Below are 20891 nucleotides of genomic sequence, written 5' to 3'. Positions count from 1 at the left end.
CCAGACATCCCCTCGCGGGTTTGCCCTTGCCGTCGGCTAGTAGTTCTATTGGTCCAAGAGGACACTACAGGTACTCCTACAGGGGACTTTCACCCCATCAGTTCATGCCCATGCCGGGCGTACACGAAAAACGGGGCCCGAAGGCCCCGTCTTCATCACAAGGTCTGACCGGAATCAGAACTTGTGGACCATACCAGCGGAGAAGCCGCTCCACTCGACCGCATTTTGTCCAGGAATGCCGTTGTTGTCGTCATCAACAGCCGTGTAGAGCACATAGGCCTTGGTACGCTTGCTGAAGTTGTGATCGAAGCCGATCGCCCAAGTCTGCTTGTCACCTTCTAGGTCGTCGCGCAGGTTGTTGAGGCTGACGACGTCGCGAGTGCGACCGAGGACCTTGTCGTCATCACGATCAACGGAGCCATACATGGCCTTGATCTTGTTGTTGCCGAACGCGTAACCCGCCTGAATCTGCCAGAGTTGTTGCTTCTTGACACCATTCGGGACGCCTACATTGCGGACACTACCATCTCGCGTATCGATGTACTGCCACACTTCCCAGGTCTGCCCGTCAAAACGGTCTTCCTGTTGCTCGTAAACCGCGCTCAGCGTGAAACCGTTCCAGTCAAGGAGACCAAGACCGATGCGCCACTTGTCAAAGGAATCATCGACGTGATTACACTCGAACCCAAGCCCCGTCCTCGGAAGGCCAGTGGCGGGGTCAATGCAATCACTTCCGCCACGCAAGCTGGTCTGAGAATCCATGCCCATATCGCTGTCCAGCGACTCGTAGGCAATCGACGCGTAGAACGGTCCGTTGTTGTAGATACCGGCCAACGACCAAGCACCTGCCAGCGAATCGGAGTTGACGTTCAGTCCCTCGTCATCGGTACCACCGCCAGCGGCGATCATCGCACCGGCGAACGAGAAACCTGAGAAGCTGGGCGAGATGTAGGCAATGACGTTATCGGCGCGGATATCATTGAAGCCGACGGTACCGTTGTAGTCCGCCATGGTGTCGCTGAACTGATCCAGCTTACCGGTCGAGATCTTCAGCGGAGTGTCGTGACGCCCGACCAAAAAGGTACCCCAGTTACCCGCGAGACCGACGAAGCTGTTTCGATATGAGATGCCGTTGCCACCACCCGTAATATCGTTATCGCCGAAATTGAGGCCGAGCTCGACTTGGTAGATTGCTTTCAGACCATTGCCCAAGTCTTCCGAACCCTTCACACCAATCCGACTTGCTCGGCTCGAACCGGGGATATAGTCACCCTCACTCGAGATACCCCAACCTTTGAAATCTTCGCCCCCGCTGATGACCGGATTGCCGTTGGCATCCAAGACGATTGTATTGGGGCCCGCTGGCAAAGGACGACCATTTGCAGCCGTAGCCCCAGGCACTGCGTAGTAACGATCGTAGGGAACGCCACTTCCGTCGTCGCCGACATCACCGACATTCTGAACGTCGGCATAGTCGATCGACATGTTCAACTTGCCGTAGAGGGTCGCCTCGGCCAGCGCGGCAGCCGGCGCGGCCATGGCGGCAGCGACCGCCAGGGTGAGAAGCTTTTTCTGCATCTTGATCTCCGCTGTGTTGTGAATAGGACGAAAGATTGCACTAACCTTCCGCAATCGTGCCTTGCAGACGAAATAGTAGACCAGGACAACAAGTCCCGCAACAGTTTTTTTGAAAAAAGAGACAATTTAGGTGTTCGTTGCAGCTTCGCAACAGCGGCTTGGCTGCTGCCGCTCGAGACACCGCTTCGCCGGACAGGAAACCAAAAAGTGCCAGACAGTTACAAGTTCTAGGTGAGACGTGACCTCAAGTTGAATGCCGTCCAACTGAACACCTGAGCATGATAGCAGCGTGGCGATGAGCGCACAGTCTCGGCATACACCCAAGGCCGGCGCACACCACCGTCGGGATGCACTTCGGCCCGGGCGAGCGCCCCGAGAGCTTGTGCCTGCAAGTTGCACTGCGGCAACAATCCGGACCTGCCGGGACCGCCGATATCGATGGCGCGTCGCGCGTAGGCTGAGCACAACCGCTATCCTGTCCCTATCGGGTCGGGCGAGCCCATTGCGGGCTCGCCGCACGCGCCCGGCACAGCATTCGGCCTCGAGTCGTTTGAGCAGGTGCGGCTTCGCGCTATCATCGCCCGCCAAGCCGCATGGCCGCGACGAACCCAGGGCGCTATCCTCGGCGAACCCGGCCACGCTCATCTGCCATATACAGAGCGACTCAGAAGACCCGATGCAAGCCCCTGTCACGTTTTACGCACTGATCGTCGGAGCTGGCCTGTTGGCCGGATGCGGGCAGCCTGCGCCTGAGGTCACGGTCGACCGCGCGACCGGCCGCCAATGCTTCGAGCTGCACCTCGACAGCCTACCGCCAGGCACCCAGTACGAAGGCGTTGCCGGCGTCGACGGCGAGCGGCTCCAGATCCGTGTGATGACCGGTGCCGAGATCGAGACCATCGATTGCGGGATCGACGCCGATGGCAACGTGGGATTGAACGCAGCGTCGATCGAGTAGGAGTTCCTCTGGCGCAGTGCGGCCCCTCTTGGCCTACCGTAGCGGTATGTAGCGCACCTGAGCTTCCCATTCCCCATGTTTGCTGCAGGTGGCCAAGAGTACGATGTCGTCGATCGCCGAGCGCAGGCAGACCGTGGCGCTGACCTCGAACACGCCCGGCATGGGCTTGCCTGCGCGAATACGCTCATAAGCAAATGCTGTGATGGTCGCAACGTCGTGGGTAAGCAGAACTCGATCATGCTCCGCTGCCCACTCCAGCACGCTTGGGTCGCCAGCGCCCGAGAGGCCGACGTCTTGGATGCGGACCAAGTCGACGCCGGGCTCACGCAATTTGACCCCTCGAACGATGTTGTTGTTGAAGTTCTCGTCGGCGAGTAGCCGGATCACGGCGAGTCTTGCCCGGATTGGCGTGCCATCAGGCGCGCCCGTATGCCGGTAGGATCGAACAGCCGCTCATTTGCCCGCCGTACCTCTGCCGCGTGTTGTTCTCGGCCGCGAAGGTAATCATCCACCTCAGTCGTATGGGACAGGTAATAGGCGATGACGGCGTAGACCTGACTCAGCAAGATGCTTGGGTAACGTTCGGCGATCTCCTCAGCGGTCGCCCCATCAAGAAAGGTGCTGATAACGCTATCAAGCGTCACGCGCGAGCTCCCTATGCGGAGTACCCCGGAGGCGTCTGCTGACAAGGGTGGTGTTTCAGCGGCGACGTCGATGGTCATGTCAAGATCTCCTGTGTGGCAATCACGGGTGCCGTCCGATCCGCTTCACGCCACACACCCATCGCCGATCAAAGCTACGATATGGCATGTCAGGTGACGCCGAAGCCGAGCTCGGCCGTCGACGTGGCCCCGACAGCCAACCGGCGACGCCACAGATCGGGATAGATGGCCACCGTAGCGTCTAGCCGGCGAGGGCGCATCAAGATCGCACGAGCCTAATTGTTCTGGATCACGATCCGCGGGAACTTGGCCGCGTAGTCCTTCGCCTGCAGCGAGAGCTTCGCGGCAGTCTTGCGGGCGATCTCGCGGTAGAGCTCACTGATGCGCGAGTCCGGATCGGCCACGACGCTGGGCTTACCACCATCGGTCTCTTCGCGGATCTGCATATCGAGCGGCAGCGCGCCGAGCATCTCGATGCCGTACTGCTCGGCCATACGCTGACCGCCGCCTTCACCGAAGATGTGCTCTTCGTGACCGCACTTGGAGCAGATGTGGATGCTCATGTTCTCGACGATGCCGAGCACCGGCACCTCGACCTTCTGGAACATCTTCAGACCCTTACGCGCATCGAGCAGCGCGATGTCCTGCGGCGTCGTCACGATCACCGCGCCCGAGACCGGCACCTTCTGCGCCAGCGTCAGCTGGGTGTCGCCGGTGCCCGGCGGCAGGTCGATGACCAGATAATCCAGCTCGGACCAGTTGGTATCATTCAGCAACTGCTCCAGCGCCTGGGTCACCATCGGCCCGCGCCAGATCATTGGCGTCTCTTCCTCGATCAGGAAGCCGATCGACATCGTCTGCAGCCCATGACTGACCATCGGCTCCAGACTCTTGCCATCCTTCGACTCTGGCTTGCCCGAGACACCCAGCATCCGCGGCTGCGACGGACCATAGATATCGGCATCCAGGATACCGACCGTCGCGCCTTCGGCGGCCAGCCCAAGCGCCAGGTTCACGGCCGTGGTCGACTTGCCGACACCGCCCTTACCGGACGCGACCGCGATGATGTTCTTGACATTGTCGATCGGCTTCAGCGACTTCTGCACCGAGTGCGCCTTCACCTGCCAGCCGACATCGACCTGCGCCATGCTGACACCGTCGATCGACTCGACCTCCTGCTTGACGGCGTCGGCGATCGCATCCTTCACCCCGCCGGCCGGGAAGCCCAGCAGGACCTGGACCTTGACCTGGTCGCCCTCGACCTCGATCCCCTTGATGCAGTTCGCGGATACCAGATCCCGCCCCAGGTGCGGCTCAGTGTAGCCCTTGAGGGCAGCTTCGACGGTCTCTTTGGTCACTTCTGGCATGGGTAACTCCGTTGTCTATGGCGACCGCGGCGGCCCGCGGGCTTCTAATGCTCATCTGAATTCGGTGCGGCCGGCCGCGACAACCACCGCTGCCGCATCGGCCCCGATGCTGGACCTCGAACTGGTATCAGCAAAGGCTAAATCAAGCCTCCAGGCCCTCCGCACGCCAGAGGCTCCCGCCATGAGCGCGCAGCCGGCATGGCGCTCGAATGGGGACGAGGCCGGGGTCGCGACCGGCGGCGTCAATCGCCAGGACGGCGATTGCCGAGCCCCCAAGGACGGGTTCACGGCGTCCGCCGGTCGCGACTCCGGCCTCGGCCCCGGACCACCGATCGAGCATGCGACTCCCCCTGCTGGGCAGCCAGTGCCCATGCTGAGCGGACAAGCCCCAGCGGGGAGGCCAACTCCTTCTCAAAGGTCAGCCCTGTGATGAGCCGCCAGCGCCCAACCGCGAGCAACCCGCTTGCGCCTAGCACGCTCAAAGCCACTCCTTGATAATGAGGCCAACGCATCCAGACAGCGCCCAAGCGCTACCACCCCAGCGCCCGTCCACTATCCCGAGCTCGTCTCAAAGCCGTCACAGCCAAGACCCCAGCACATGACCCAACCCCGCGACATCCTCATCACCAGCGCCCTCCCCTACGCCAACGGCCCGATCCACATCGGCCACCTGGTCGAGTACATCCAAACCGACATCTGGGCGCGCTTCCAGAAGATGCGCGGCCACAACTGCTGGTATGTCTGCGCCGATGATGCCCACGGCACCCCGATCATGCTCAAGGCCCGCCAGGAAGGGATCACCCCAGAAGAACTGATCGCCCGCGTCGCCGACGAGCACCGCGCCGACTTCGACGGCTTCCGGATCGGCTTCGACCATTATCACTCGACCCACTCGCCCGAGAACCGCCACTACGCCAGCTTGATCTACGAGCGCAACCGCGACGCCGGCCACATCGCCAAGCGCACGATCGAGCAAGCCTATGACCCGGTCGAGCAGATGTTCCTGCCCGACCGCTTCATCAAAGGCGAGTGTCCCAAGTGCGGCGCCGCCGACCAATACGGCGACAACTGCGAGGCCTGCGGCGCCAGCTACTCACCGGCCGAGCTCAAGCACCCGCACTCGGCGATCTCCGGCGCCGTGCCCGAGCAGCGCCAGTCCGATCACTACTTCTTCAAGCTGGCCGACTTCGAAGACCTGCTCAAGACCTGGACCCGCGCCGGCAGCCTGCAAGGACAGGTCGCCAACAAGCTCGACGAATGGTTCGACGCCGGCCTCAAGGAATGGGACATCTCCCGCGATGCGCCCTACTTCGGCTTCGAGATGCCCGACCACCCCGGCAAGTTCTTCTACGTCTGGCTCGACGCCCCGATCGGCTACATGGCCAGCTTCCAGCACCTTTGCGACAGCCCCAAGGGCCAGGCCGCCGGCCTCCACTTCGACCACTTCTGGGAGCCCGAGAGCCCAGCCGAGGTCTATCACTTCATCGGCAAAGACATCATCTACTTCCACGCCCTGTTCTGGCCGGCAATGCTCCATGGTGCCGGCTTTCGCACCCCGACCGCGATCTTCGCCCACGGCTTCCTGACCGTCGACGGGCAGAAGATGTCCAAGTCGCGCGGCACCTTCATCAAGGCGCGCACCTACCTCGACCACCTGAACCCCGAATACCTGCGCTACTACTTCGCCGCCAAGCTCGGCTCCGGCGTCGATGATATCGACCTCAGCCTCGACGACTTCCAGGCACGCGTGAACTCGGATCTCGTTGGCAAGGTCGTCAACATCGCCAGCCGCACCGCCGGCTTCATCAGTAAGCGCTTCGACGGGCGGCTCGCTGCCGAGCTGGCGTCACCGGCCCTGTTCGAGACCTTCGCGGAGGCCAATCAGCGCATCGCCGACGCCTACGAGGCGCGCGAATACAGCCGCGCGGTGCGCGAGATCATGATCCTCGCCGACCAGGCGAACCAGTACATCGACGAGCAGGCACCCTGGGTCGTCGCCAAACAGGAGGGTCGCGACGCCGAGCTCCAGCGCATCTGCACCCAAGGGCTCAATCTATTCCGGCTGCTGATCGGCTGGCTCAAACCGGTCCTGCCCGCCACCGCCGAGGCCGCCGAGCAGTTCCTGCAGATCGAGCCGCTGACCTGGTCACAGCTCGAGACCCCGCTGCTCGACCACGGGATCGCCAAGTTCAAGCCACTGATGACTCGGATCGAACCGAAGCAGATCGAGGCCATGCTCGAGGCATCGAAAGAGGACCTCGCTCGCGCAACCTCCTGATCTATCCCGGGTAGAGCGGGCAATCTGATAGGGCTTCTAAGCAGAGACCAGGGCACGAAAGGCGGCGAGGGGTTGTGAATCGGCACCGATCACACAACCTCCGCTGTACCTAGACAAGACTTTGTCAAGCAGTACAGAACGCCTGTAACGCGCTGGACGACAGTTTAGAGCTATGTTCAATCTCGAGATCTACGCCTCCGGACTCGCCGTCGCCCTGCTGCTGGCCGTTGCGGGATGGCTGCTCAGCATCCCGAGGCAGGATGTCACGATCGTCGACAGCCTATGGCCGGCGTTCTTCGTCGTGATGACCCTGGTCTACATCAGCTTGGCGCCGCCGCTCGCTTTCCGTGCCGTGATCCTGCTCTTCGTCGTCACCGTCTGGGCGACTCGACTCTCGGTCTCGATCACCTTGCGCAACCGTGGCCAGCCCGAGGACCGACGCTATCAGGCGCTGCGCGCCGAGCACGAGCCGGGCTTCCGGCTCAAGAGCCTCTACCTTGTCTTCGGGATGCAGGCGACCCTGGCGTGGATCATCTCGCTGCCGTTGCTCGGGGCGCTGTTCGGCACAGAACCGCTCGACTGGCTCGACTACGCGGCCGTGCTGCTCTGGCTGATCGGGTTTGGCATCGAGACCATCGCCGATCAACAGCTCGCCGCCTTCAAAGCCGATCCGGCGAATCGGAACCGGGTGCTGGACCGCGGCCTGTGGCGCTACAGCCGGCACCCGAACTACTTCGGTGAGTTCTGCATCTGGTGGGCCTTCTACCTATTCGCACTGTCTGCCGGGGCCTGGTGGAGTGTGATCGGTCCGCTGCTGGTCACGCTGCTGTTGCTGCGCATCGCCGGTATCAGGCTGCTGGAGCAGGACATCGTCGAGCGTCGTCCGGCCTATCGCGACTACACCCGCCGCACCAATGCCTTCTTCCCCGGTCCGCCGCGCCATCCGCCCTCATCACCGCACCAACTCGGAGACCTACGATGAACCGTCCAAGCGTCCGCGCCACCCTCGGCAGCCTGCTTCTGTGTTCAACGTTGTCCAGCAACGCCGCGGTCGACGACAGCTACCGCTTTGAGGTGCTCCTCGATGATCGCCCCATCGGTGAGCATCGCTTCGAGATCGACCGCAGCGGTGACCAACAGCAGGTCGCGAGCGAGGCCGAATTCAAGGTGGACTTCCTGTTCTTTACCGCCTACCGCTACCAACACCAGAGCCAAGAGGTCTTCCGCAATGGTTGTCTGCAGCGCATTCGCGCGCGGACCAACGACAATGGCACCCGATATCGGATCGACGGCGCGGCTCGCGATGACGGGTTTCGGATCGATCGCGGCGAGCAGGTCGAGACCGCCCAGGGCTGTATCAAGACCTTCGCTTACTGGGACCCGAGCATCCTCGATCAACGCCGCCTCCTAAATCCGCAAACAGGGGAGCTGGAACCGGTGGTCGTCCGAAGGCAGGGCACCGAGCGGATCGAACTCGATGGCCGCCGGATACCGGCATCGCGGTACAGGCTGGAGACCGGTGAGCTCAGCATCGACCTCTGGTATCACGACGAGCTCGGGTGGGTGCGGCTCGCGAGCGACACCGGCAAGGGCGCCACACTCATCTATCGGAGGATCTAATGCGAGCCATTCAACAACGCCTGCTGCTGCTCCTGGTCGCGGGCATCAGCAGCCTGCTGAGCGCCTGTGTCGAAACCGGAGGAGAACCGATGAAGACTGTCGATCAAGTCGACCTCGAACGCTTTATGGGAGACTGGTACGTTGTCGCCAATATCCCGACCTTCCTCGAGAAGGAGGCCTACAACGCAGTCGAGTCCTACGCCCTGAACCCGGACGGCACCATCGCGACCACCTTTACCTTCAACAAGAGTGGCTTCGACGGCCCCAAGAAGACCTACCACCCGAAGGGCTTCGTGCTCGACGAGCAGACCAATGCCCGCTGGGGGATGCAATTCCTCTGGCCGATCAAGGCCGACTACCGGGTCATCTACCTTGATGAGGACTACCAGACCACGGTGATCGGTCGAGCCAAACGGGATTACGTCTGGGTCATGTCACGGACACCCGAATTCAGCGATGCGGAGTTCAAGAGGATGCAGACCTTCATCAAGGACGTCGGCTATGACCCGACCAAGCTGCAGCGGGTACCACAGCAGGGCGGATGATCGGCCGCTCGGCGCGGGCACGGGGCCTCGCGCCTGCCCGAGACTTGATACAATCCTCGCGCCGAGGCGGCCCGGCGGCCTCAGGGCCTAGCCCTGTTGCCGCCACCGCTAAAGCTCGAAGCCCCTCGACCGCGCCTGCCCCTGACGAGACGATCCCGCCCGTTGACTGCGCCCCGCGAACTGCTTGATGCCCAGAAGCCGCTGGCCTCCCGCTGGCTGCGGCTCTCGGTCGGGCTGGGCCTCGGTAACGGGGTCCTGCTGATCCTCCAGGCATGGCTTCTCGCGCAGGTCATCGATGCCGTCGTATTCGCCGATGCGACACTGGCTGATGTGAGCGGCTGGCTGGGGCCGTTGCTATTGCTGTTCGCGGTGCGCGCGCTGGTCGCCTGGGCCTCAGAGCAGAGCGCCTTCCGCGCCGCCGCTCAAGTCAAGATCACGCTGCGCGACCGGCTCTATCGCCACATCCAGGCCGCCGGCCCGGCCTGGATGGCTGGTCAGCGCAGCGGTGCGATCGCCGAAGACCTGACACGCGGCATCGAATCGGTCGAGGCCTACTACGCCCGCTATCTGCCGGCGATGTCGCTGACAGCGCTGATCCCGCTCGCGATCCTGATCGTTGTCTTGCCGCTGGACTGGCTGTCGGCGCTGATCATGCTGGTCACTGCCCCATTGATCCCGCTGTTCATGATCCTGATCGGCAGCGGGGTCGAGCGACTGAATCAGCAGCTCTGGAAGGAGCTGGCCCGGATGGGCGCGCACTTCCTCGACGTGATCCAGGGCATCACCACGCTGAAGCTGTTCAACGCAAGCCGGCGTGAGGCCGATGTGATCGCGCGCATCTCGGATGATTACCGAGCGAGCACGATGCGGGTGCTGCGGGTGGCCTTTCTGACCTCGGCCGTGCTCGAGCTCTTCTCGACGCTGGGCATTGCGATCATCGCGGTCTTCATCGGCTTCCGGCTGTATCAGCTCGATCTGCCGATTCCGGACCTGATCGCTCCGCCCGAGATCAGTTTCGTGACCGGCTTCTTCATCCTGCTGCTCGCACCCGAATTCTATCTGCCGTTGCGGAATCTCGGGACGCATTACCACGGCCGCATGGAGGCGATCGCCGCGGCCGAGCGGCTCGTCGGCGTCTTCGAGACCGAGCTGCCGAGCCGAGCCGAGCCTGCGACAGGATTTGCGCCCGACGGCGCGATGAGGGTTCGGTTCGAGGGCGTGCACTTCAGCTATGAGTCCGGCAGACCGGCACTCGACGGCGCCTCGTTCGTGATCGAGCCCGGCCAACGGATCGCGCTGGTCGGGCCGAGCGGGGCCGGTAAGAGCACGGTCGCGAACCTGCTGCTCGGGTTCATCGAACCGGAGAAGGGGCGCCTCACCGTCGACGGCCAGGACCTGGCGGCGTTCGATATCGAGGACTGGCGCCGGCAGCTCGCCTGGCTTCCGCAGCAGCCCAGGCTGTTCCAGGGCACGATCGCCGACAATATCCGGCTCGGTCTGCCCGATGCGACGGACGAAGCGGTCCAGCGCGCGGCTAGGCGGGCCCATGCGGCCGAGTTCATCGAGCAGCTGCCACGTGCCTATGACGCGCCGGTCGGCGAGCGCGGCGTCGGCCTCTCGGGCGGGCAGATCCAGCGCATCGCGCTCGCGCGGGCCTTCCTGCGCGATGCGCGGCTCGTGATCCTGGACGAGGCCACGGCCAGCCTTGATCCAGCGAGTGAGGCATTGGTGCAGAAGGCGCTCGATGAGCTCGCCCGCGACCGATCGATGCTCGTCATTGCGCACCGCCTCAGCACGGTCCGCGATGCCGATCGCATCCTGGTGATCGAGCAAGGCCGGATCATCGAGTCCGGCACCCATGAGGTGCTGGTGCAGCAGGGTGGCCACTACCAGCGGATGGTCAAGCTACTCGAGCCGGCCGCATCATGATGCGCTCGCGCTCAGGACAAACCCTCGTCGTGACGAACGGCGATGGCAGCGAGCCAAACCGGGGGATGCGCTGCTCCGAGTGGTCATTACCGGGTCGCCTGCGTGGTGAGACCCCGTACCTGACCAACAGGCTGTTAGCGCAGGATGCCCGGAGAGGGCAACGCGACGGGAGTGGAAACCTGAGCCTGGGCCTGGGCCTGGGCCTGGGCCTGGGCCTGGGCCTGGGCCTGGGCGCGAGTGTGAGCCTGAACAGGGGCGGGAGCAGGAGCAGGAGCAGGAGCAGGAGCAGGAGCAGGAGCACGAGTGTGCGCCTGAACTGGAGCGGTAGCGGGAGCGGGAGCCTGAGCTCGAGTGTGACCCTAAACGGGAACGGGAACAGGAACAGGAACAGGAACAGGAACAGGAGGCTTGGATGCAGGATCTGATGCGTCTATGGCGGCTGTTCGCGCCCTATCGCGGCTGGATGTTGGGCGGGTTCGCGGTCGCGCTGATCACGCTGCTCGCCAACGTGGCGCTGATGGCGATCTCGGGTTGGTTCATCACCGCGATGGCCGTTGCCGGCGCGGCCGGCGTGGCCATGAACTACTTCACCCCGGCCGCAGTGATCCGCGGCAGCGCCATCGCCCGGACCGCCGGTCGTTACTTCGAGCGGCTGATCACCCACGAGGCCACCCTCCGCCAGCTCGCCGGTCTGCGCGTCTGGTTCTACCGTCATCTCGAGCCGCTCGCGCCGGCCCGGCTGATGGCCTATCACAGCGGCGACCTGCTGACCCGCATCCGCAGCGACATCGATGCGCTCGACAATCTCTATGTCCGGGTCATGGTGCCGGTGCTGGTTGCCATCACGGCCGGCGTCGCGTTCGTCCTGTTCACCGCCCTGTTCGATCTCGGGCTGGCGCTGCTGCTGCTGTGCACGCTGCTGATCGCCGGTGTGCTGCTGCCCTGGCTGGGACACCGGCTCGGCAAGGAGCCCGGCCAGCGCATCGTGCAGCTGCAGGCCGACCTGCGCCAGGCCGGCATCGACGGCACCCAGGGCCTCTCGGAGCTCCTCGTCTACGGCGCTGCGGACGGCCACGCGCGCCATCTGGACCGCATCAGCCGGGCACTGGTCGCCGAGCAGCAGCGCATGAGCGGCATCAGCGGCATCACCCAGGCCGCCACCGGCTTCACCGCGAACCTGACCCTCTGGGCCGTGCTCTGGCTCGGCATCCCGTTGGTCCATGACGGCACGCTGGCCCCGCCGCAGCTGGCGATGCTGGCGCTCTTCTCGCTTGCGACCTTCGAGGCCGTGGCGCCGCTGCCGCTCGCATTCCAGCAGCTGGAATCGACCCTCGCTGCCGCCCGCCGGCTGTTCGCGATCGTCGACACCAAGCCCGCGGTGACCGAGCCGACGGGGCCTTCACCGACACCGCGGGACAGCCATATCGCGATTGAGTCAGTCCGGTTCCACTATCCGGATGCCGAGCGTCCGGTACTCGACGGCATTGACCTTGATCTGCCAGCAGGCCGTCGGGTCGCGATCGTTGGGGCGACCGGCTCCGGCAAGACGACCCTGTTCAACCTGCTGCTACGCTTCTGGGAGCCGGTATCAGGCCGTATCCGGCTCGGCGGCGAGCCGCTCGAGGCCTTCCACGGCGAAGACCTGCGTGAGCGCGTCGCGCTGGTCTCGCAGTACACGCACCTGTTCGACGCCAGTATCCGCGAGAACCTACTGATCGCGGCGCCCGATGCACCCCAGGGCTTGCTGGAGCAGGCCTGCGAAACGGCGCAGATCCACGGATTCATTGCCGAACTGCCGGACGGATACGATACCTGGGTCGGCGAGACTGGGGTTCGGCTCTCGGGCGGGCAGGCGCGTCGGATCGCGATCGCCCGGGCGCTGCTGCGCGACGCCCCGATCCTGTTGCTCGATGAGCCGACCGAGGGGCTGGACGCGGTGACCGAGCGGGCCTTGATGGATGCGGTGCAACAGCTGATGGTCGGCCGCACCGTGCTGTTGATCACGCACCGGCCGGTGGCGCTCGCGCAGATGGACGAGATCCTCGTGTTGGATCAGGGCCGGGTCGTCGAGCGCGGCACCCACCGCGAGCTACTCCAGGCCCCGATCTATCCGCGTCTACTCGGGTTGGACCTCGAGTCTTGACCGCGAATCAAGGCTTGCGCTAAGAAGCTGTCCATCAACTTCTTCCCGATTTACGGGCCAGCGCTGGGCGATCATCGGGAAGTAGAAAATGGACAGCCACTAAGAGATGCGCTCAGCCTTCTCTCAATCCGCAGCTTACTCAGATGGATCAGATCAAGACGCTCTGATAATCGGGGCGCTGCGAGATGCCGCTGCAGAACGACCGGTTCTGCCCCGAACAAACGATTGACTGGCGCGAACGGCCGGACCGGACGCTGGCTACAGGCGGATGCGACTCGCCTTCTCGAAGCGCGACCGCCACCCAGCAGTCGCGCCAATCTTCAACATCAACCGAGTTCGTTCTTGAGCAGCCTCAGGATCTGCTCCCCGGTCTCCGAGCTGTCGCGGCGGCCGGCCTCGTCGTAGACGGTCACGCGGCTCTCGTCACCATCACCCTCGACCCGGATCTGATAGGTCTTGGCGCGGTCGGGGCCATCGCCGCTGCTCCAGAACGCCATCTTCGAGAGCAGCCCCTGCTTCTTCTCGCGCCGGGTCGGGTCGTCGTATCGGACGAAGAAGACGCCAGCACTGCGGTCACGGTCCTCGACCGCGAAGCCGCTGCGATCGAGCGCAAGCCCGACTTGCCGCCAGGCGCGGCGGAACTCTTCCGAGATGACCAAGGCGCTGCCAGCCCCCGCGCTCACCAAGCGCGCGTTGGGCCCGGCACGCCCGGCCGAGGTCGGCGCGCTGCCGCCGCCAGCGGCCAGCATGCGCTCGGCATTACGGTCGGAGACGCCGAGATAGAGCATCAGCCGACGCAGCATCTCGGCCTCCTTGCCGGGATCGCTCTGGGCCGGCTCCCAGACGGTGGTCGCCCCTTCACCGACGGTGTTGCGTACCAGGCGCTCCTCCATCGCCCGATGGGTCAGGAAAACCTCCGAGGTCCCGCGGCCGGGGCCAGCGTCGATCCGGACACGGTACTGATCCCGGGTCGAGGTCGCATAGAGCCCATCGGCGACCTTGCGCAGCATGTTGGTCACGAAGTCGTTGCGGATCTCGGCCCGGTTCTCGAGCCAATCGGTCTTCATGACCCCGATTGCCGGGTCCTGCTCGGTCAGCAGGATGCCCTGCTGGCGCCAGAACGAGACGAGCTTAGGCCAGACCGCCTCCGGCGGCGCCTCGACCTCCAGCCAGCGCTCGTCACCGGAGCGCTCCAAGCTCACCCCAGCGACCTCAGGCAGCACCTCGCCGCTCCCAGCGATCTGGTGGCGTGCCTGACGCTCACCGGCATAGGACGAGTAGGTGGCCGTGCCGCTGGGACCGGGGATATCCAGCGCGTCGTCAAAGGTGGCACCGGCAAGGTCCGGCGGGAGCTCGAGGTTCTCTTCGGCCTCCCGCGTTTCCTTGTACTCAACGCGCCGATCCGGCAGATATTGGTCAAGCTTTCGGGCGCTGCCGCAGCCTGTGAGCAACAGCGGGGACAATGCCCAGAACGCCAGCAGCGCGGTGCTCAGGAGCAAACCGAATAGACGACGCTTGCGTGTCCTCAGCGCTGCGGCCTGGCCGGAAGACCTGCCTGTTGGGCGCGTAGAGAGAGGGTGTGGATTCATGCAGTTGCTGCTCGAAGAATCGAACGGGCAGGCAGGCGGCTCAAAGCGCGCCCACCTCAGCCAAGGCCTGGCGCAACGGCGCCTGGTGTGGCGCTGATAGCCAGGTCAGCGGCAGCCGAATGCCCGTCTGGATCAGGCCCATCTGTTGTAAGGCCCATTTGACCGGAATCGGGTTCGACTCGGCGAACAGATGCCGATGCAGAGGATCGAGCCGGGCGTTGAGCTCGAGCGCCCGCTCCCGCTCACCGGCCAGCGCCGCTGAGCAGAGCTCGGCCATCATTGCCGGCGCCACATTGGTCGTCACCGAGATCACACCGTCGCCACCCTGGAGCATGAACTCGCAGCCGGTGCCATCGTCGCCGCTGTAGAGCGCGAAATCGGGGCCGCAGCCGGCGCGCAACAACGCAACCCGACCCAGGTCCGCGGTCGCATCCTTAATACCGATGATCCGCGGGTGGCGCGCGAGCTCGATGGCCGTCTCCGGGAGCAGATCGCAGGCCGTGCGGCCCGGGACATTGTAGAGGATCTGCGGGATCGCGACCGTATCGGCGATCTTGGTGAAGTGCGCGATCAAGCCCGCCTGGGTGGGCTTGTTGTAGTAGGGGGTCACCAACAGGGCCGCATCGGCGCCCGTTTCCGCCGCACATTGGGTGAGCCGGATGGCCTCAATGGTGGAATTCGCCCCGGTACCGGCGATCACTGGAATCCGGCCCGCTGCCGCAGCGACCGTGCGCGCGAGCACCTCGCAGTGCTCCGCCTCGTCGAGCGTCGCCGACTCGCCGGTCGTTCCGACCGAGACGATGGCGGCGGTGCCGGCCTGCACGTGCAGATCGACGAGCCGCTCGAGTGCTGCGCCGTCCACCTCGCCACCAGGGTCCATCGGCGTTACGAGCGCGACGATGCTGCCTCGGATCATAGGGCCCTCACTCATCGGAAAAAGATCGATACAGAATGGTATCTTGGGGGATTGAGGCTTTACAAGCGCACCACCGCCGACAGGCGCTTGGCCGGTGATCACCGCTTGCTGCTACACTTTGGCCCTCATCGCTGAGAGCCCTCAGGAACGAGAGACATGGCCACGCACAAGACTTACCTCGTCATCTCTGCTGTCGGAGCCGACCATCCCGGTCTGGTCAACGATCTCTCGCGGAGCATCCTCGAGCACGGCTGCAACATCGAAGACAGCCGCATGACCGTCCTGGGTGGCGAGTTCGCCGCCATCCTACTTGTCGAAGGCAAGTGGAATACCCTCGCGAAGGTTGAGAACGCGCTCCCGGAGCTGGAGCGGTCGCTCGATATGACCATCGTCTGCAAGCGCACCGGAGCGCGCCCCCAGAACGGCGGCAAGCTCCCCTACGCGGTCGACGTGATCGCGATGGATCATCCCGGGATCGTCAACAACCTGGCCGGCTTCTTCGCTGAGCGCCAGATCAATATCGAAGACATGGCGACCACCACCTACGCCGCCGCGCACACAGGCACGCCGATGTTCGCCGTCCATATGACCGTCGGCATCCCCGCCGACACCCATATCGCGACGCTGCGCGAAGAGTTCATGGATTACTGCGACGGGCTCAATCTCGACGCCGTGCTGGAGCCGCAGAAGTCCTGAGCGCTCCTGATCGCCCCTAATCGCCCCTAATCGCCCCTAATCGCCCCCAATCGTCCAGTGAGATCGACAGTCAATCCAGTGTGATCTGCGCAGAAGTCCTGAATGCCCCTGATCGCATTAGGCTGATCGCATCAGGCCGGTCGGGCAAGGCCGATTGGGCAAAGCCCGATACGCGCTGCCCGTCGAGCAGTGCCGATGACGCCTCCAACAACCGCCGGCACAGGCGGCAAGCACTGAAAGATGCTTCCAAATCGCTCTGGACGACCTGATATCTCCCGGGCAGCTGCCGGGTCAACCGACCGTCATCACCCGGACGGCCGCACGCACCATCATCCCGACTGGTCAACCCTGGAGTGATCCTCATGTCCGTCACACTCAATGAGCCCGTCCCGGATCTCGAGCTGCCGGCTACCGGCGATAAGCGGCTGAAGCTCTCCGACTTCCATGGTCAGCGCTTGGTGCTCTATTTCTACCCGAAGGCGAGCACATCGGGCTGCACCCAGGAGGGGCTGGACTTCAGCGCCGCCTATGCCGAGTTCTCGGCCGCGAACACCGCAATCCTCGGCGCCTCTCGAGACGGCATCAAGGCACAAGAGAACTTCAAGGCCAAGCAGGGCTTTCCGTTCGACTTGCTGTCCGATACAGACGAGGTCCTGTGCAAGGCGTTCGATGTGATCAAGCTGAAGAAGATGTACGGCAAGGAATCGCTCGGCATCGAGCGCAGCACCTTCCTGATCGACGAGCAGGGCAAGCTGATCAAGGAGTGGCGTGGCGTCAAGGTGCCCGGCCACGTCGACGAGGTACTGGCGGCAGTCCGTGCCCTTGACTAAGTGGCTGTCCATTTTCTACTTCCCGATGATCGCCCAGCGCTGGCCCGTAAATCGGGAAGAAGTTGATGGACAGCTTCTAAGCGTGCCCTTGACTAAGGAGTCGTCCATCATCTGCTCCCCGATGCTGCGGCGAGCGGTGGCCTCAGAATCGGGAAGTCATTTGTGGACAGGGGCTAACGCCCAAATGGGGGCCCAGATGGGCCCCGGCTTGGGCCCCGAATGGGCCATCGCCGCTCGAGCCGCGCCCGCCAACTCGCTTCCGTAACCCTCCCCGACCCGAGACGCCGATGATCAAGCGCGAGAGCGACCTTTGCCTGTTTGTGCTCGATACCAATGTGCTGATGCACGACCCGACCGCGCTGTTCCGGTTCAAGGAGCACGACATCTATCTGCCGATGGTCGTCCTCGAAGAGCTCGATGCAGGCAAGAAGGGGCTTTCGGAGGTCGCCCGTAACGTTCGGCAGGTCAGCCGCTTCCTCGATCAGCTGATGAGCGACGCCGACCGCGACGAGATCGAGGCGGGGCTGCCGATCCATCCGCTCAGCGATTACGGGCGCGGCTTCACCGAGCCACCGACCGGACGGCTCTTCTTCCAGACCGAGCGGCCCGCGCAACCGGTTGCACGCACGCTGCCGGGCACGACTGCGGACAACGACATCCTCGGAACAGCGCTCGAGCTGCAGCGCTTGGAACAGCGCCCAGAACAGGCCCCGGAGCAGGCCCCAGAACAGGCCCCAGCGCAGGCCCCGGAGCGCTCGATCGTCATCGTCTCAAAGGACATCAATCTGCGCATCAAGGCGGCGGTGCTCGGCATCGCCGCCGAGGACTATTCCAACGACCAGGTCCTCGACGACGTCAATCTGCTCTATACCGGGATGGCAACGCTGCCGGATGACTTCTGGGAGCACAACGCCAAGGAGGTCGACGCCTGGAAGGAGGAAGGGCGTACCTTCTATCGGATCAGCGGTCCGGATGTCACCGACTGGTACGTCAACGAGTGTCTGCATCTCGAGGGCGATGAGGCCTTCGAGGCCGTGGTCCGCGACAAGCGCAGCGAGACCGAGGCGGTCATCGAGCTGGCCGAGGACTACCGCGTCCAACGCCATAATGTCTGGGGCATCACGGCACGCAATCGCGAGCAGAATTTCGCGCTGAACATGCTGATGGACCCGGACCTGGACTTCGTGACCCTGCTCGGCAGTGCCGGAACGGGCAAGACCCTGCTGGCCCTCGCTGCCGGGCTGGCGCAGGTGCTCGACCGCGGGCGCTACCGTGAGATCATCATGACCCGGGTCACGGTCCCGGTCGGCGAGGACATCGGCTTCCTGCCAGGCACCGAGGAAGAGAAGATGACGCCCTGGATGGGCGCGCTGATGGACAACCTCGAGGTCCTGACCCAGACCGAAGGCGGCGACTGGGGGCGTGCGGCGACCAATGATCTGGTGCGCAACCGCATCCGCATCTCGTCACTGAACTTCATGCGCGGGCGGACCTTCCTGCACAAGTACATCATCCTGGACGAAGCCCAGAACCTGACCGCCAAGCAGATGAAGACCCTGATCACGCGCGCTGGCCCGGGGACCAAGATCGTCTGCCTCGGCAACATCGCGCAGATCGACACGCCCTATCTGACCGAGACCACCTCCGGCCTGACCTATGTCGTGGACCGCTTCAAGGACTGGGAGCACAGCGGCCACATCACCCTGCGTCGGGGCGAGCGCTCAAGGCTCGCGGATTTCGCCTCCGGCGCGCTCTAAATCACAACAACGCTACCAGAGGAGCTGCCACTATGAGACAACCCCTTCTTGCCATCCCGCTCGCATTGGTCTTGCTGATGGTCGCGAGCGTGACGACCGCCGACGATGACAAGCTCGATGTGGTCTATCACGTCAGCGACGAAAGCAAGGTCAATTTCGCGCTCAACAACATGCAGAACCACATCGACGGCATCGGCGGCCCGGACAAGATCAACATGGTGCTGGTGCTGCACGGCCCGGCGGTCAGACGCTTCGACGCCCTCGAGGCCGTCGCCACTGTCAGGAACGCGGTCGCGAAGCTGCAAGAGCAGGGCGTCACCGTGGAGGCCTGTGCCAACACACTGACCGCACTCAACCTGGAGCCGGACGAGCTGATCGACGGGCTCAAGATCGCCGAGCAAGGCGGCGTCACCCGAATCGCCGAGCTCCAATCCCAGGGGTATGCCTACATCCGCCCTTGATCCCAGGCTGGGGCAGCCGACCGCCCCGGCCCGCCCTCGCCCCGATCCCAATCTGTGCATCAGGCATCAGCCGAGCCCATGACCCAACCCTCCAGCGTAAGACTCGGCCCGATCGACCTCGCCGACGGTATCCGCCGGCGCCACGCAGTGGTCTTTCTGATCGGCGCGTTCCTCTCCGTCGGCCTGATGACCTTCATTGCTGTCGGCCAGACCTATGTCCTCAACGTCAACCTCGGCATCCCGGATGCCGAGCAGGGCGGCATCACCGGCGACCTGATCGCGCTGACCGAGATCGTCGCGATCCTGATCTTCGTGCCGGCCGGCATGCTTGTCGACCGCTTCAGCCGCCGCGCGGTCTACGCCGGCGGCTTCGCGCTGCTCGCTCTGACCTATCTGCTCTACCCCTTCGCCAGCTCGCTCACCGAGCTGTTCATCTACCGCAGCACCGTCTACGCGCTCGGCTTCATCGCTGTCACGGCCGCCTTATCAACGGTGCTGGTCGACTACCCGCGGGAGTCCTCACGTGGCAAGCTCGTCGCGATCATCGGGTTCCTGTGCGGTCTCGGTGTCGCCGTCATCCAGGGCTTCGGTGCACTACCGACCGCCTTCGCGCAGCTCGGGCTCGACGATGTCGCCGCAGGCCGAGCCACCCATTTCGTCATCGCGGCCATCTGCATCCTGGCGGCCCTGCTGGTTGGCTTCGGCCTCAAGCCCGGCATCCCGGTACAGCACCGGCAGCGGCCGAGCGTGCGGGATCTCCTCGTCAGCGGCTTCGCGGAGGCCCGCAATCCGCGCGTGCTGTTGGCCTATTCGGCCGGGTTCATCGCCCGCGGCGATCAAGCCGTCAATGCCTTCTTTCTGATCCTCTGGGGTACGCTTGCCGGTAAGGCCGCCGGATTGACGCAGCCGGAGGCGATCAAGGCCGGGACCTGGATGTTCGTCTCGGCGCAGATTGCGGCGCTGATCTGGGCGCCGCTGCTCGGGCCTTTGCTCGATCGACTCGACCGCGCGACCGCTCTGGCCATCTGCATGGTGCTGGCAGCGATCGGAAACCTGTCCCTGCTGCTCCTCGATGACCCACTCGCAAGCTATGGCATCATCTTCTATATCCTGCTCGGGATTGGTCAGATCAGTGTCTTCCTGGCCGGTCAGTCGCTGATTGGGCAGGAGGCGCCGGCCGCCACGCGCGGATCGGTCCTCGGCGCCTTCAACATCTCCGGCGCGGTCGGGATCCTGCTGATCACGCTGGTCGGCGGCCGCCTGTTCGATGCCATCGATCCGCGTGCACCCTTTGCGGTCGTCGGCTGCATCAACGTGCTCCTGTTTCTGGCCAGCCTTTACGTGCGGCTGCGCAAGCCGCGACCGCCTGCATCCCCAAGGCCAGAGGCTGCACCGAATTCCAGACCCGCCTGATCCCGGCGGCGGCCGCCGTAGGCATCCCGATGCGGCAGCAGAACAAACGGTCGGCTGCGGCAATCGATTTCAGACGGCCTCCCAGGGCGCTATGATGCCGAACCAGTGGCGACACGCACTGGCAGCTGCCGCAGCCGACCATGTCTGAC

The 20891-nt window shown here is 64.1% G+C and carries 18 protein-coding genes; 12 read left to right on the top strand and 6 right to left on the bottom strand.

Features of this window, described 5'->3' with window-relative positions:
- Positions 1–174: 174 nt before the first annotated feature.
- Positions 175–1578: a porin gene (locus tag CKO40_RS18730; protein ID WP_200347971.1), complete on the bottom strand. Its 1404-nt coding sequence runs from the start codon at positions 1576–1578 to the stop codon at positions 175–177.
- Between the two features lie 676 nt (positions 1579–2254).
- Between CKO40_RS18730 and CKO40_RS18725 the strand changes: the two genes are divergently transcribed.
- On the top strand, positions 2255–2536 hold the full coding sequence (locus tag CKO40_RS18725; RefSeq protein WP_200347970.1) for a hypothetical protein: 282 nt from the start codon (positions 2255–2257) through the stop codon (positions 2534–2536).
- A gap of 33 nt (positions 2537–2569) precedes the next feature.
- On the opposite strand, the gene CKO40_RS18720 is transcribed toward CKO40_RS18725, so the two are convergent.
- The 3 genes from CKO40_RS18720 to apbC form a co-directional block, all read right to left on the bottom strand.
- On the bottom strand, positions 2570–2923 hold the full coding sequence (locus tag CKO40_RS18720; RefSeq protein WP_200347969.1) for a DUF5615 family PIN-like protein: 354 nt from the start codon (positions 2921–2923) through the stop codon (positions 2570–2572).
- Positions 2920–3258 carry a DUF433 domain-containing protein gene (locus tag CKO40_RS18715; protein ID WP_200347968.1) on the bottom strand — a complete coding sequence of 113 codons (339 nt, stop codon included), beginning with the start codon at positions 3256–3258 and terminating at the stop codon, positions 2920–2922. The genes CKO40_RS18720 and CKO40_RS18715 overlap by 4 nt, the downstream gene beginning before the upstream one ends.
- Before the next feature lie 215 nt (positions 3259–3473).
- Entirely contained in the window at positions 3474–4565 is a 1092-nt protein-coding gene (gene apbC / locus CKO40_RS18710; RefSeq protein ID WP_200347967.1) for an iron-sulfur cluster carrier protein ApbC, read from the bottom strand.
- A gap of 598 nt (positions 4566–5163) precedes the next feature.
- On the opposite strand from apbC, the gene metG reads away from it, so the two are divergent.
- From metG to cydC, 6 genes are all read left to right on the top strand, one after another.
- The gene (metG, locus tag CKO40_RS18705) at positions 5164–6843 is read left to right on the top strand and encodes a methionine--tRNA ligase (RefSeq protein ID WP_242477172.1); all 1680 of its coding nucleotides are present in this window, start codon (positions 5164–5166) and stop codon (positions 6841–6843) included.
- 172 nt (positions 6844–7015) lie between these two features.
- Positions 7016–7825: a DUF1295 domain-containing protein gene (locus tag CKO40_RS18700; RefSeq protein ID WP_200347966.1), complete on the top strand. Its 810-nt coding sequence runs from the start codon at positions 7016–7018 to the stop codon at positions 7823–7825.
- Entirely contained in the window at positions 7822–8463 is a 642-nt protein-coding gene (locus CKO40_RS18695) for a DUF6134 family protein (RefSeq protein WP_200347965.1), read from the top strand. The genes CKO40_RS18700 and CKO40_RS18695 overlap by 4 nt, the downstream gene beginning before the upstream one ends.
- The gene (locus CKO40_RS18690; RefSeq protein WP_200347964.1) at positions 8463–9008 is read left to right on the top strand and encodes a lipocalin family protein; all 546 of its coding nucleotides are present in this window, start codon (positions 8463–8465) and stop codon (positions 9006–9008) included. Before CKO40_RS18695 ends, CKO40_RS18690 begins: the two co-directional genes overlap by 1 nt.
- 162 nt (positions 9009–9170) lie before the next feature.
- Complete coding sequence (gene cydD, locus CKO40_RS18685; protein ID WP_200347963.1) at positions 9171–10937, top strand: thiol reductant ABC exporter subunit CydD; 1767 nt, start codon at positions 9171–9173, stop codon at positions 10935–10937.
- Between the two features lie 412 nt (positions 10938–11349).
- Complete coding sequence (cydC, locus tag CKO40_RS18680) at positions 11350–13080, top strand: thiol reductant ABC exporter subunit CydC (protein WP_200347962.1); 1731 nt, start codon at positions 11350–11352, stop codon at positions 13078–13080.
- Positions 13081–13406: 326 nt separating this feature from the next.
- Here the strand turns inward: cydC and bamC are convergent, their stop codons facing one another.
- Together bamC and dapA are read right to left on the bottom strand one after the other, a co-directional pair.
- Entirely contained in the window at positions 13407–14579 is a 1173-nt protein-coding gene (bamC, locus tag CKO40_RS18675) for an outer membrane protein assembly factor BamC (protein WP_242477171.1), read from the bottom strand.
- A 130-nt stretch (positions 14580–14709) separates the two neighbouring features.
- Positions 14710–15585: a 4-hydroxy-tetrahydrodipicolinate synthase gene (gene dapA / locus CKO40_RS18670; protein WP_200347974.1), complete on the bottom strand. Its 876-nt coding sequence runs from the start codon at positions 15583–15585 to the stop codon at positions 14710–14712.
- A 156-nt stretch (positions 15586–15741) separates the two neighbouring features.
- On the opposite strand from dapA, the gene CKO40_RS18665 reads away from it, so the two are divergent.
- The 5 genes from CKO40_RS18665 to CKO40_RS18645 all read left to right on the top strand — a co-directional run bounded on the left by CKO40_RS18665 (position 15742) and on the right by CKO40_RS18645 (position 20742).
- Entirely contained in the window at positions 15742–16281 is a 540-nt protein-coding gene (locus tag CKO40_RS18665) for a glycine cleavage system transcriptional repressor (RefSeq protein WP_200347960.1), read from the top strand.
- 362 nt (positions 16282–16643) lie between these two features.
- On the top strand, positions 16644–17111 hold the full coding sequence (locus CKO40_RS18660; RefSeq protein WP_200347959.1) for a peroxiredoxin: 468 nt from the start codon (positions 16644–16646) through the stop codon (positions 17109–17111).
- A gap of 287 nt (positions 17112–17398) precedes the next feature.
- Positions 17399–18868 carry a PhoH family protein gene (locus CKO40_RS18655; protein ID WP_200347958.1) on the top strand — a complete coding sequence of 490 codons (1470 nt, stop codon included), beginning with the start codon at positions 17399–17401 and terminating at the stop codon, positions 18866–18868.
- Positions 18869–18900: 32 nt separating this feature from the next.
- A complete protein-coding gene (locus CKO40_RS18650) occupies positions 18901–19329 on the top strand; it encodes a DsrE family protein (protein ID WP_200347957.1) in 429 nt (142 codons plus the stop codon).
- A 78-nt stretch (positions 19330–19407) separates the two neighbouring features.
- Positions 19408–20742 (top strand): MFS transporter, encoded by a 1335-nt coding sequence (locus tag CKO40_RS18645; protein ID WP_200347956.1) that lies wholly within the window; start codon positions 19408–19410, stop codon positions 20740–20742.
- The last annotated feature ends 149 nt before the right edge of the window (positions 20743–20891 follow it).

Origin of the sequence: Halochromatium glycolicum (assembly GCF_016584085.1) — a bacterium.
GTDB classification, from domain to species: Bacteria; Pseudomonadota; Gammaproteobacteria; order Chromatiales; family Chromatiaceae; genus Lamprobacter; species Lamprobacter glycolicus.
Note: the sequence above shows the minus strand (reverse complement) of the source record. Positions and strands in the feature narration are given on the sequence as shown.